At 33.9% G+C, this 14,798-nt stretch carries 4 protein-coding genes; all 4 read right to left on the bottom strand.

Annotated elements, in window-relative coordinates; genetic code table 11:
- Positions 1-163: 163 nt before the first annotated feature.
- Positions 164-5,698 (bottom strand): cell wall-binding repeat-containing protein, encoded by a 5,535-nt coding sequence (locus HMPREF0631_RS03935; RefSeq protein ID WP_002843573.1) that lies wholly within the window; start codon positions 5,696-5,698, stop codon positions 164-166.
- Between the two features lie 301 nt (positions 5,699-5,999).
- Positions 6,000-11,123 carry a cell wall-binding repeat-containing protein gene (locus HMPREF0631_RS03940; protein WP_002843569.1) on the bottom strand — a complete coding sequence of 1,708 codons (5,124 nt, stop codon included), beginning with the start codon at positions 11,121-11,123 and terminating at the stop codon, positions 6,000-6,002.
- A gap of 77 nt (positions 11,124-11,200) precedes the next feature.
- Positions 11,201-11,902, bottom strand: a complete 702-nt coding sequence (locus tag HMPREF0631_RS03945) for a hypothetical protein (RefSeq protein ID WP_002843576.1) — start codon at positions 11,900-11,902, stop codon at positions 11,201-11,203.
- A gap of 22 nt (positions 11,903-11,924) precedes the next feature.
- On the bottom strand, positions 11,925-14,669 hold the full coding sequence (locus HMPREF0631_RS03950; RefSeq protein ID WP_002843578.1) for a hypothetical protein: 2,745 nt from the start codon (positions 14,667-14,669) through the stop codon (positions 11,925-11,927).
- Positions 14,670-14,798: the final 129 nt, after the last annotated feature.

Consider the following 14,798-nt stretch of genomic DNA (forward strand, 5'->3'; position numbering starts at 1 on the left):
TCAATTAAAATATGTTGGCAATACTTTAGCTATTTTTGGTTTTTATTTGAAATTGGTTTAAAGTGGTATAAGAGTCCTATCTTTGTATATAACAAACAAGACAAGAGATATATTTCTCTTGCCCTGCCTGTATAATATTCTTTATTGGGATTTTATTACTTGCTTATTTAATACTATTTTCTATATTAGCATCTATTGTGTTGTTTCCACCTAATATAATTAAATCCTTATTACCTTTTAGCTTTTCTACTACACTAGCAGGTAGCTTATTCTTTTCTACTAGTATAATCGGCGCCTTTGCTAGACCTGTTACTGCTCCTGCAGATAATGAATCTACAGCATTGTAGCCATTAGATACAAATATTGTTTTTGCATCTGGATATGCCTTATTTGCTATTGCAAGTGCTGTATCAAACCTAGTTCTTCCAGATACCCTTACCTTAGACTTGACATTTATCTGTCTCATTATGCCTTCACTTATTGAAGAATTTCCTCCAACTACTATTACTTCTTCTGGCTTCCATTCATTTATTTTAGCCCTTGTATTTGGATCTAATGAGTTTGCTCTTGTCATAAGTACTGGTACTCCAGCCTGTGTTGCTAGTGAAGATACTGTTAGAGCATCTGCATCCTTTTCGCCGTTTATTAGGATTACCTTGTTTGAGTTGGACTTGTTCTTTACCCTCTGAGCAACCATTGCTGCTGTTTCAAACCTGTTTTTGCCTGCAACTCTTTCTACACTTAGTCCCATAGACCTAAGCTGGCTTTCAACTGCTCCAGACATAGAGCTTAGTCCACCAGACAAGATTACCTTCTTGGCACCCAATCTTGTTATCTCTGCCTTTACACTAGCTGGTACATTTGTCTTTTCTGTAAGTAGTATAGGCGCCTCGTTTGTACTAGCAAATGAAGCTGATACTAGGGCATCTGCATTTTTAGTTCCACTAGCAAGGATTACTGTGTCTGCCTTATTAAAGAACTTCTGAGATATCTTTGTAGCTGTCTCATATCTGTCATTTCCAGCTAATCTTTTTATTACGTCATTACCTGTAAGTTTTTTATATTCCTTTGCCTGAGACCAATCAAATATCAACTTAGCTTTTTGCTTGCCACTGCCCTTTACAATAGCATCATATGATTTTGCATTACTTGATATAGAGTCCATGGCATCCACATTCACCTCAGTAAATATTTCTTTTTCCTTTTTATCTCTTACAAAAGAATATCTTGAAGGAAACTTTCTCATATTTCCGTTTAAGTCCTTGTCTTCTATTTCCTTTTCAACCTTTGCCTCTTTAAGCGATGAATTTGAATCAGAATCATATACACTTAGTCCCCAAAGATGTCCATGCATTCCCATGAATTCCATTCCCTTAAAATCAACATAGTAAGTGTATTTTCCATCTTTTTCACTTACAATAGCAGTTTTTTCAAGTGAAGCATTACCCATTGAAGCCTTATTATCAAAAGCATGCCACAATTTAACTGGCACTGAATATAACTTAGCTCCATTCTTGATTTCCTTATTTGCTATATCCTTGTCTATATTCTTTATATCTGTCTGCTGTGATGGGTCATTAAGTTCAGATGAGCCTGATTCCTTTTTGATGTTATCTATAGCAAATAGAACAACCTCATTAGCAATTGACATTTTCACCCTATCATTTGTATTAATAGAATCTTTGGCCCTCGCTAAAGCCTTTTCTAACATTTCTCTACTTCTACCCTCAATCACACCGGCCTTTATAAGCTTTTCTCCTATCTCAATGTTATTCTTTAGTACTGCCTTTGAAGAAAGTATCCCTTCTTCCTCGCCCTGTGTACCCTTCAACTTATTCTTGCCTATAGAACTGTCTTTAGGTGCTTTTGACCAATCTATTAATAAGACTGCTGGCTGTGATGCATCAGCATTAGGATTAGCCTTTTTGGCTACTTCATCCATAGCATCAACCCATACTCTTACACCAATTTTTTCTTCTCCTCTAGAGTCTCTTACGAATTCTACTTCTCCTGGGAATGTTTTTCCACCATCAGTATAATCAGACGTTTCCACTCTATTAGCTTCTGTATACCTTCCATGGTTTCTTATATCATCCAAGCTATTGTAAGTAGCAAATTTGTAAAGATGTCCTCTCATCTTTACACCACCAAATAACATCTCTTTTGGTTGGAATTTAAGACTTATTTTAACACCATCCCTAGATTCCACTACCTTTGCCATGCTTTTCATGGCATCAGCACCCATAGATGCTTGGTCTTCCTGCCCGTACTTCACAAGCTTAACAGGTAGGCTATATTCTAACACCCTATTTTCATCTGCACTATTTCCATTATCATTATCTACACTAGCAACTACATCAGATGAAACCTCAAATTCATAGGTGTCTCTATCAGCGGATGATCTTGAAAGATACAATGTTTTTGTAACCCTATACTTATCTCCATTCCTCATGCTTGGATCTTTGATTTCTACTTTCTTATCCAATTCATTAGACGTAGTAGCTTCACCAATAAATGTAGGTATATTAAACTTTATCTTCTCTACTTTTGTTACAACCTTCCAGTTCCATCTTGGACCATTTTCCTTATTGACAAGGTACTCTTTAAGGTCTGCTCCTGCTAACTGGTCTCTCTTTTCTATATATCCCCTCTTAGTTTGTGGAATATGTTCACCATTCTTTACAGGTCTCTTCCAATATGCCATGTCTATCATATTAATGTCGCCAGTAGAAACTTGTATCTTTTTGTTCTGTGCATTTGCCTTTACTTTATATGCTTTCTTCTGTGGGAAGTAACCATTTTCTAGGTTAGCACTTATACCTAATTCTTCTGGGTTTGATATTTTTATATCTTCATCCATCATATTATATGCTAACTCTAGCTTTCTATCTTTCTTGTTTCTAAGAATGTTTACCGGAATAGACTTCAATATATTATTATGCAAATCTATTTTAGCATTATCCTTTGAAGCAAGTTTTGACCAAACATTATCTTCTATATAATCTATCTTATTATTGGATAAGTTTATTTCTTTAATGTTATCTAATTCAGCAAAGCTATCAGGTAGTCTAGTCAATCCATTATTATGCGCAACTAAATTTCCAAGAGCAGACGCTTTTGATATACTATCTGGCAGTTTTTCAAGCTTATTATGGCTCAAATTCATGAACTTAATTTTACTATTATTTTTGAACACATCATTATCAAATTCTCTTATATTGTTTTCACTAAGATCTATTGATTCCAAGTTGCCCAAATTGTCAAAAACACCTCTTGGAAGTTCAGTCAACCAAATCTTACTCAATTCTAAAGTTTTCAACTTTGTATTCTTGTCAAATATGTCGCTTGGAAGTTTTCCTATTACATTGGAATTTAATTTTACTTCTTCTAATTCCTTACAATCATCAAATAACCCTGATGGAATAAACTTAACTGCATTTCCACCTATATAAAATTTCTTAAGTCCAGTAGCACCCTTTAACAGGTCTTTTGGTATAGATTCAATATGGTTTCCACCAAGGTCAATACTTGTAACACCAGGTCCTATATTCCCTGCTAATAGACTTATATCATATATAGCACCCATGTCTACTTCCTCACCTAGACCTCTAGATAATTTAAGTTCTCCGGAAAATTTCTTTATTTCACTTCCATCAATAGTTCCATTATTATCAGTATCTTTGACACCAGATGCCTTTAGTCTTTCCTGAAGCGCCTTTTCACTTAACTTCTTCTTTTTTGCAATAGCCTTAGGTTCATCATAGCCAGTCCAGCCTTCATACACTTCTGGTTTAAAAACTATCTTTACCCTAGTGTACTTATCTGTCTGACCTATATCACTTTTCTGGCCACCCATAGGTCCAACTAGTACTCCACCTATATGTTCCTTATTTAAATCACTTATATTCATGGTAAATTCTGCGTGGTCTTGTATATTATTTGCATTTGCCTCTCCACAGAACTTCTTTTCGGATTTGCCTGGCCACTCTCCACCACTTTGAATCTGAAAATCATATAAGACATCAGCAAACAGTGTATTTAACATAGTTATCTTCATCTTGCCATTTTCTACTACCAGCTTCACATTTTTGTCAAAGAAACCTTCCAACATTGAAGTTCCTTCTCTTCCATCTGCAAGCAGGGCATTAAATCCGATTGTATATGTCCCATCTGGTATATTTTCTGAAGTAGTGTATTTCGCCACCCTCTTTTCTTCCTCAGTTTTTTTATTCTTTCCGTAGTTTCTAGCAGCTTCTTCAGCTTCACCTTCCTTAGGGGCTATATAACCCTTCTGCTGGAATACTATCTTACCATCTTCTTTTGATTTATCTGCCGTTACGTAATTGCCAACCTTAGCAGAATGGAATTTCAAAACAACCCTATGTGCATTTTTGTTTGTAAAACCACTCAAATGAGGATCTTGAACAGTCAATAAAGCCTTTTCACCACTGTATGCAACCCTTCTATTTTCCTTATATGAATATGGAATTGTATATCCATCTATCTCCACACTCTTCAAAAGTGTCTGCATGTGATATAACCAAAAAGTATTAGTGTCTTTAACATCCCCAAATTCTTCTCCTATTTGGGAATATCCAGATAAATGTATTTGATAGACTTGTTTTTCTTTATCAACAGATATATTCTCTATCTTAAGGTTCTTAAAATTCTTGCTTGTATTTGTATTTATTGCTTCACCAGTCTGTTCATTACCCTTATCTGTTGTATTCCCAGGATTTTCTTTCTTTTCTCCGTTACTACTTTCAAAAGCCTTTTGAGCCGGAGATTTCCACGTACCGTATCTACCATCCTTTAACTTTATAATTATGGTATTTCTATTTGTATCCCTGTCCCATTTTTCAACATGCTTACTTGCATACTCCTCAGAACTATATATACCACCAAATCTATCAGTTATAAACTCGCTAATAGGAAATTCTGTTCCATTAATAACTATTGAACTTAAATTTTCCATATAGTCTTTTAATACAACTTCTCTATTTTTTATATAATATGAAAAACCACACGTAACAGCTTCATACTCTCCACCATTTTTAGATGTCTTTTTCCACACATATGTTTTAGTTTCTAAATGATCCTCTGGTATCACCTTATCATCTACATCTGGCTTTGGTAAAGTTGGTTCTTCCGTATCTGAATCCACAACACCAGTAGACGATTTAGTTATACTATATTCTGGTGTTACATCACTCTCGCCACCTGCATTCTTCACAACCTTATATGAAAGTTTGTGTGTTTTACCATTGGTTAACTCAAATGCATACTTAGCTGAATTAGCATCATTCACTTTTTTATATGATTCCTTATGCTTATCTGCCTTATCAGTCTTACTTTGTAAAGTAATACCATAGTATGGACTGTCTATTGTTTCAAATTCTTTAATTGAGTATTTATCCCCATTTATAAATACATATTTAATCTTTTTTATTATTTCATTAGCCTTTTTTTTATCAAAATCTTGATCAAAATTAAATTTATACTCAGGGCTATACTGTGGTGGCATTACAGTTATATGCTGCCAAATATTTTCTTCAGATTCTGATGTCTCAGCGTATGATACTCCACTTAAAAATCCCCCTTCATTTATGTAAGGTATAGTACTTGTTCCTAACATAGCCATAGACATAGCTATAGCAACTATTTTTTTACCTTTTCTATGCTTTTTACTATAAGTCATTTTAACCTCCCTTAAATTTAAACATTTAATAGTCATTGCACCATTCAATTTTTTTAATTTTATCCACAATAACTATTAATACTCAATATCTTTTCACTGTGATTAGTATAACATTATTCCAAGTATACGATATTAATTATCATTAGTATTATATTAATTATTTTTGGGTATTGATTTAACTATTCAAAATAAATTTTTCATAATACTAATCTATTTATAAGAAAGTATTATATGACCACTACTGATATAAAAAAGACCCAAGTCAGTACATATAGCACCACCTGAGTCTCTTCCATTCGATTTAGTTTATTAATTTGTTGTACACGCTATTAGTAATAGTATTTTTACCACCAACTACTATAATTCCATCCTCATCCAAATCTTTAAGTCTAGACTTCACACTTGATGGTATACTATTTTTATTTATAAGAATAATAGGTGCTTTTGCAATGTTAGTTATTGCGCCTGCAGAAAGAGCATCTATTGAGTTATATCCATTTGCTAGTATTACCTTTTCTAAATACGGATAAACTTCATCAGCTATCTTTATAGCAGTTTCAAATCTATCTTTTCCTGCAATCCTCCTAGTTTTTACGTCTAACTGTTTCATCATCCTAGCGTTCATAGATGAATTACCACCAACGATTATTACTTCATTTATATCGTTATCTTTCACAAATTTCTTAACAGATTTTGAAACATTGTTTCCATCTGTCATGACAACCGGTAGTGATTCACTTGTAGCCAAAGATGAAACAGTAAGAGCATCTGCATTTTTACGTCCATTTATAAGCACTAACTTGCCACAACTACTATTCTTTACCACTTTTTTCGCCAAATCTATAGAAGTAGCATATCTATCACTTCCAGAAACTCTACTTACAGCCAATCCCTTCTCCTTTAGCTTTTTCTCAACATAAGAAGAAACAGAAGCCTTTCCTCCTACTATAACAACCTCACTGGCATTTAATCTTTCAATTTCTGATAATGTTTTACTAGGTAGGTCTTTAATCTTAGTTAGTAAGATTGGTGACTTTGATAAATCAGCATAGGAAGCGGCTACTAATGCATCTGCATCATTCATTCCACTAGCCAAAACAACTTTATCAGCCTTTTTAAAGTACGCTTTAGATATTTCAACAGATGTTTCATATCTATCATAACCAGATAATCTACCCTTCACTTCTACTTTTTCATCTTTATCATCCTTGCTTCCAATAAAGTTTGATTTATCAGTCTTCCTTGCCTTGCTCCAATCGAATCTTAGTATTGCAGACTGTGCACCAGCTCCCTGCTTGATTTCATCATATGAATGAATGTCACCCAGCTTACCACTTTTACCAACTGATGAAAGTGAATCCATAGCATCTACATTTACTCTTACATATATTTCATCTTCTTTTTCACCTCTCGAAAATTCAAATATTTCTGGGAACTTTTTCCTTAAACCTTTAATCAAAGACTCATCTTCAATGTGCTTTAATACCTTCATTTCAGTTTTTTTACCATTTGAGTCTGGCGTCATATTTGACCCCTTTGTCACTTTTTCATCAAATACAAACAACTTTGTCACATGACCGTGTAAATTCATAAAATCTAAGCCTTTGAATTTGATTTGATACGTTGGCTTGCCTTTTTCAACCTTTACAATAGCAGTCTTTATTATGGCATTATCACCCATAGATGGTGTATTGTCAGCATATTCTGTTTTACCTACATGCATTAATCTTACCGGCACTTCATAATAAGCTAAATCCCTGTCAGCTTCCTCAACCTTGTCTATAGAAACTGAAACTTCGTCTGATTTTGAAGGATCCTTCTTTGATGTAGCCTTTACCTTTAGCCTAGTAGAGCTTTCTTTTGCTGATATACTTAGATTTCCGTTTTTGTCGATACTTGTTGCTGTAAGTTCATTTCCAGATATACTCCAGTCTACAGCCTTGTCTTCATCAGACAAACTTTCACCCTCCACCTTGGCAGTTAGCTTATATGTTTTTCCTGCTTTTGCTTTAATGTTTTCTTGTTCAATCTTAACTGATTTTACTTTGGCAGGATTTTGAGGGTCTGGTGCTGGTGGGTTTGGTTCTGGTTGGTTTGGTGATTTTGCATCTGATGTGATTATTACATCACCTAACTTTGAAAGACCAAATATAAGAGTATTTCCAACTATTCTAGCCCCCTGAATATTTTCTAACTTGTTTCCATCTACAAAGTATGGCTTAGGATTCTTTAAGTCCTTGCAATCTACTTGATAAGTAAATATAGGTTCACTTCCTATACTTGTATCCTTTGGTATAGAAGTATGGATTAGTTTTGAAATTTCCTTATCCTTTAATTCAGCAAGATTCTTATTTTTTTCACTTACCTCTTTTAGTTTTTCATTATCCTTAGAAGTAGATATGCCTACATTTAACTTGGCATTGTCGTCTACATTGGCTAGGCTTACAAAAGTCTTCTTGTCCTTTGATACTATCTTCATATGCTTAGGATGGTTGAATTTTTCAAACTTCTTTTTTAAACTATCTATGGTTAAATCTTGTTTGCTATTAGTATTAAATTTTAAATCAACAATTTTTTGTCCTGAGCCTTCTCCAGCAGTATCCATTGCATCCACATTTACTCTCAGATAGATGGTATTTTCCCCCTCCTTAAAATCTGTATATGCTAGACTGAATACATGAGGGAATAGTTTTTCTGAGCCCTGTCCTAGTTGCTTACCTTTTTTATATGATAGTATATCACAAAGAATGTCGTTTTTATTTTTACTTTCAATCTTGTTATCCTTAAGAGAGAATAGTTTTGTTAGTCTTCCCTCTATTCCTCCAAGTACAGTTCTCTTATCAAAAACTAGATATGCCTTTTTGATACCACCCTTTTCTGTAACAATCATCTTCTTATCATTAATAAGAGCATCTTCTGCCATTGATGGTCTATTTTTGTCCACATGATTTATTAGGCTTACTGGTATTTCATATGCGGAGTCTATCTCTTCATAGATAGGTTTTGCAGCTACATTGTTATTATTCTCGTCATATTTTGTCAAATCTTTACTTGGTGTCGGTATTACAGTAGATTTCTTGATAACAAGATCTACCTGATCTGATTTTGAAGAATCCTTCTTTGATGTAGCCTTTACCTTTATTTTTTCTGCCTCTTCACTCTTTGATACTTTAAGGTTTCCATCTTTGTCTATAGTAGTATCCTTATCATAACTTCCTACTAAATTCCAGTCTACCTTTTTATCTTCTACTTTTAGGTTCTTTCCTGCTACATCTGCTTCAAGCCTGTAGCTTTTTCCTTTTTCTATTTGAATGTCTTTATCCTTGATTGTTACTGAATCTACACTTGCCTCTTCCTCTTGTGGTTCTTCGCCAGATAACTCTGTTGTGGAATTTGACATATTAGCATCAATTGGTTCAAATGGCGATTCTTCTGGATATGCTTTTACTTTATCCATATTGTAGTCCATAAATGCTATATCTTGATCAGTAACAGGCTTACCATCTTTTCTTTTTAAGGTTTCTTTTATTTTTTCCTTGCAAGCCTTCATCAATTTTTCTGTTTCTTCATAGCTTTGAGCTGGAAATGTTTGACGATATAATTTCATCTCATCTAATTTTAAAATATTGTTTATGCTTTCACCTGTAAAAATATCTGTATTCTTTTTAAATTTATCTAGCTTATCTCCATGTTGAACATCGAAATTTTTGTACAAATTCCTTCTAAAATTGTCATATATCATATAATTTCTATAGTTAAAACCCTCGAAATTATCCATATCTGACATATAAATGTGACACATAGGAGTGTAGTCTCCCATTGCATCTACGCATACCGATAGTGCTATTGCCCATCTCTTGCAATCCTTATCATATATGATAGGATTTTCGCACACTACTCCATCCTTTAAAGGTAGTAGTTCAAACTCAATCTCATCGTAGACAAGCCCCTCAAAACAAGTATAGACACTATAGCCATCATTTAGTATGTCTTCCTTTACTTTATTAGAATTTACATATTTTTTTCTAGCTATTGTAGAAGCCAGACACCCTACATAAGGAAGATCGGCAGAACTTATGTTACTCTCTGACCCTACAAAATTCAATGCACCATTTAAACCGGAAGCAGTAAAGTATTTATCTGCCTTCACCTTTAGAAAGTATTTGTCGCCTCTTTTTATTACTTGACCACACCTTATAAAGCATCCACCTTGACCAGTACCATGTGAATCAGCCATAGAGAACTCAAGTGCATTGTCTAGAGAATCTGTAACATCTTCTGCGCTCTGATCTGCCTTTGCGTTATCATAAAGTTCCTCTGTAACTGTATCAATTGAATTACCATAGTTAATCAAACCTAATACTACATCCTTTACCTTTTCAGGTGTATTAAATGTTTTTTCATCCATTTTCCAAGAGCTATCTAGCTTATAGTCATATAGAATGTGCAATTTATTATCATCCTTAATAAAGCCATAATTTTCTAGACCACCATTACGGTTACTTCTCTTAACCGCCTCATTATTTATTTCTTTTTCGATTTCTTCATTTGTTTTATTTTTAAGTTCTTTATAGGCTTTGTCGTACGCCGTTCTATTTATTTCTTTTTTTTCTTCTTCAGTTAGAGCCCCACTCTTTTCTTTCTTTTTTTCAGCAGTAAGTTTACTTACTTCAGTTCCATAAAGAAGATGCAAAATACCTAGTTTTGCTTCTTTTTCAAATAATTTTTTCAATTTTTCTGTACTATCATTACCATTTTCTAATGCGTCATTGTACATATTTTTTATTTCATCTGTACTGCTTATTTCAAACTTAAGTTTTAAATCTTTTATTTGATCGATAGGCTTGTCGATGGTGTATGTAGCTTGATCAATGACCTTAAATTTTTCACCATCTTTTGATGCAGTTCCTGGTTCTACAATCGGCTTTCCATCTTCACCAGTTTTTGGTATAGTTTTGTATGCGTATGCATCTGCCATATGCTTTTTACTTGGCTGTATTTCATTATTGCCATCCATTAAAACAGCATTAGAATATCCCAGTTTTGACTTTCCTAAAATAGTATTAAACCTTAGGCTTATTTCAGTTTTATTTTCATCAATTTTTTTAAGTTTTACATACTTATGTACGCTAAAATTTACACCCAAAAGCATTCTGCTGTTAAAGTAAAAATCCTCCCTACCTATTTTGTCAAAGGTGTCCTCTTGATAAGTACCCTCTAATAGCTTATCAAACTTTTCTATAAGTTCTCCTTGATTAGCAATTATGTTGCAACCAGATACTATCGGCTCGACAGAATTTATTTGCTTAATTATAGCAGTATCATCGACTGCCTTATTTTTTTCTGCTAGTACCATAGGTGATACATTGAAAATAATAGATAAGGCTAACAAAATTGATACTATTTTTTCTTTTATTTTTCTCATATAAATTAGATCATATAGAATGGGAAATTCCCATTCTATATGACACTACCTCCTTATTACATATTTTTATTTATGCCTTACTCAACCACCAAAACAGCATTCTTTTTTACATTTGGTTTGATAGCCTGATACATAGCAGGTACTTCAAATGCAAGATAACAACGCTTGTATGTATGATTGAACTTATCAGTTACAGTCTTTACTGGTATTTCTACTGTTCTTTCTTTTATACCCTTGTATCCAAAGGTATCCAGCCCTGTAACATCATCTATATGTGTCCCATTATAGTTCACATAGCTAGCAAACTGGCTAGAGTCACTTACATTATACATTGATATTTTCGTAGCATCTGCAATCGGTGTCTTGTATTTAGTCCCATCTTTTATTTTTATAGGCTTAAATTCTGTAGAGTAGACTATCCTGTCTATATATGATGGCAATTCACCAACATTTGCTACAGGTTTAAATACAACCTCCTTAAATGTTATTCTCAACTTTTCATTTCCTTCTGTTCCACTTATATAGACCTTATCCACAAGGACATTTGCCATAGAGTGAATTTTAGTATTTATATTGCTATCATTAGGGTATATTGTAACCTTTACTTCCTTTCCAAGATTTTCACTGCTAGCATCATTTCCATCACTGTAAGTGACAGTAGTATTGAGCTGCTTCACTATTTTAGCGTCATATGCCTTTGCTAGTGTGCTTACACTCATGATAAATCCTGCAACTAACACTCCTAATAATGCTTTCTTTGTAAGTTTTTTTAATTTCATCTCTCTACTCTCCTTTTAAAAATTATTTATCAGTAAATATATACTGAGCTGTTGGGATATATTCACCCATTGAAGGTACTGAAAACTGAGCATATACCTGTCTCTGATTTGGATCCTTTAGTGGTATCTCAAATGTTTTAATCATTTGCCCACTTACACTTGGTGTATTTGCATTATATGCATCTAGAATTCTAACACTTCTTTTTGATGCTTGATCTGTTGGATTGTTATTTTCAAAGTACCATACATATTTTACATATGCTGGCAAGCCATATATTTCTGTTTCTCTAAAAGATAACTTTACATAATATTCCCCATTTCTCTTTACAACTTGACCTTGATTTACTACTGCTGGCGAGGCCATTGATGGTTCTTCATCATCATCAAACTGCATCAAATTTACATTTACCTCTTTTATTACTTCTTCATTCTCTTCTGGAAGTATTGGTTCTACCTTCCAATCTTGTCCCGGCTGTGGCTGAGGATTTGAGCCACCATTGTCATATGGTTGACCACCATCTACCTCTTGAGCATTCGCATAGTCAAGCCTCAATCTCAAAAACGGTCTACTCGTTCCCATAGCATCGTTTTCCACCTGTACTAGTATGTATTCTTCATTTGTACTGTCTCTGTCTATGCTGATTACCTTAGGGAATATGGCTTTTACGCCATCATAGCCTACTGCCTGCATTGTTTCATCAATATTTGCTTCTTTTGCTTCTGCATTTGATGACATATTAGGATATACAAACAACTTTTCGAGATGAGCAAACTTGTCTCCAACTTTCATTTCTTTTAGTCCAATCGTTATCCTAGACTTTCCATCAGTATTTTTGACTATTGCCATATTTTGGAATACACCGGCAGCCATTGAAGGCTTATTATTCTTTTCCTTTAAGGCCTGTAGCGGTACCTTGTAGTACTTGCCTGCCGGAACTAGATTTTTAAGGGCTGTGTTTAGGGCTTCTATTTCTTCTACTATCTGACTAGGATCGTTTGAAGTCTTTACTATCTCCTTAGCCCTAGCAAGTTCAGCCTTCAAGGCTTCTACAGAAGTCTTGCTCTTTGATTGATATAGTTCTTCCTTGTCTGCATTCTCTATGACTATATTCAACCTATCCTTTAATTCTGCTACCGTAAGTTGAGGAGCTTCATTAAAGGCCCTTATTGAATTTTCTAACTCAAGATTTGCTCTTTCCAGTTTGAAGACATAATCATCATACTTCTTGTTTATCTTTTCAATCTTATTGTCTACTGATAAGATACCGTTTCTTAATTTTGTAGCATAACTTATATCCTTTAGTCCGGCATCCCCATCTAGTATATCTTGTGCCTGCACCTTTAAATTATTAGCATCTCTTAGCGCAATTTGCTTTGCCTTACTTCTTCCATTTGGAACTATTATGTACTTTGCATACGATAGATTTGTATCTATCTTTACTAAACCGGCATTTGTCAACATTGCTGGTAATAATTTTGCCTTTGAATTTTGTATCGTGTATACAGCTATATCGTTTGCATCACTGTAGCCATCAACAGCCAACTGCTGAATATACTCTGGGAAACTTTGTCTGCTCAAAGGTTTATAGCTCTGATCACCTTCTCTTAGCTGAACATCAAATGCCTTATAGTTCGATATGCCTATATCATACATGGCATTCGAACAAGCATTGTCATTGCCATTACTTATATTTATTGCACTGTCATATGGTATTGCGCTATTTGAGTCTGTAAGCGAAAAATTCCATGTTTGGCTACTAAACCAACCCCCTTCAGAATATGAATTTTCTACCTTGTATACACCTCTTTTACCATAAGGTATTGTATATGATTTTGTTGATAGCATAGCTTTATTGTTTTCATCAAAGTATTTTACTTTTAAGGTTAGATTTCCACCATTTTTACCTACATATTTTTTTACATCCTCCGGTTTGATATTTACGTTTTCATAGATAGTAGGCAAACCATACCCTCTGAAAGACAAGTGTTCTGCCTCCATAGAATTTGAATTTGGCTCGCTACCATCTAGAGTAAACCTCAGTTTCTCTCCCTTACTTACACCAAAATTAGGCTTTCTAAATCTTAAATTTATTCCCTTTGTTTCACTCTGCATAAATTTACCTAACTCTCTTGAGTCGTAAGGACTAAGTTTTCTTCCGTTTATATTCATTACATATGGAAGATTTGACTCTTCAGCATTCATAGGAAAAATTCTTGTCTGTGCTGTAAATAATATGTCTGGATTTTCTAGTGTATCTTCTGAATTGATTGTATCCTTAATTGATATTATGCAACCTTTGACATTACCTTTACTCTCACTCCATAAGTATACTTTGGAAGTCATAGAAGCTAATTTTAGATTTATCTTCCTCAATTCATAGTTGATGCCACCTGCATTTCCACTCTCGACTACTGCCGATTGAAGATTTTCAGGATTTTTATATTCAGCTGTTCTTGTTATCTGAATATTATCAATCCCTGATTCTTCCAATTGACCTGTCGATCTGTAATAATTATATTTTGAAAAATAGTAGATTTCTAAATTCATACCATCTGCTGTCTTGTACAGCTTGGCCTGTGGTTCAATCATTCTTTTTAAGGAATATCCTGACGTACCAATTTCAGAAACCACCAAATTAGCAACATCGTTTGACATATTGATAGCCTTTGTTGGTGGGATTATCCAAGGTCCTGCCAACATTACAAGTGCTAGTGTCAAACAAGCTGTTTTTTTCAAAACTCTTGTACTAGCCTTACGAAAAACCATTTTATATCACCTCTTTCAACTAAAAATAGACTGCTTTTTACTAATGATAATCAATTTTAATTCCATTATATCATAAATTTCTATAAATTGCTTCTACTTTTTTTATTTTGACAGTGTCAAGTTTTTATT

The organism is Peptostreptococcus anaerobius 653-L (assembly GCF_000178095.1).
Lineage (GTDB): Bacteria > Bacillota > Clostridia > Peptostreptococcales > Peptostreptococcaceae > Peptostreptococcus > Peptostreptococcus anaerobius.

Bases quoted from the DNA above. Each gene is read 5' to 3' on its own strand.
- HMPREF0631_RS03950 (WP_002843578.1), bottom strand. From the start codon at position 14,669: ATGGTTTTTCGTAAGGCTAGTACAAGAGTTTTGAAAAAAACAGCTTGT.
- HMPREF0631_RS03945 (WP_002843576.1), bottom strand. From the start codon at position 11,902: ATGAAATTAAAAAAACTTACAAAGAAAGCATTATTAGGAGTGTTAGTT.
- HMPREF0631_RS03940 (WP_002843569.1), bottom strand. From the start codon at position 11,123: ATGAGAAAAATAAAAGAAAAAATAGTATCAATTTTGTTAGCCTTATCT.
- HMPREF0631_RS03935 (WP_002843573.1), bottom strand. From the start codon at position 5,698: ATGACTTATAGTAAAAAGCATAGAAAAGGTAAAAAAATAGTTGCTATA.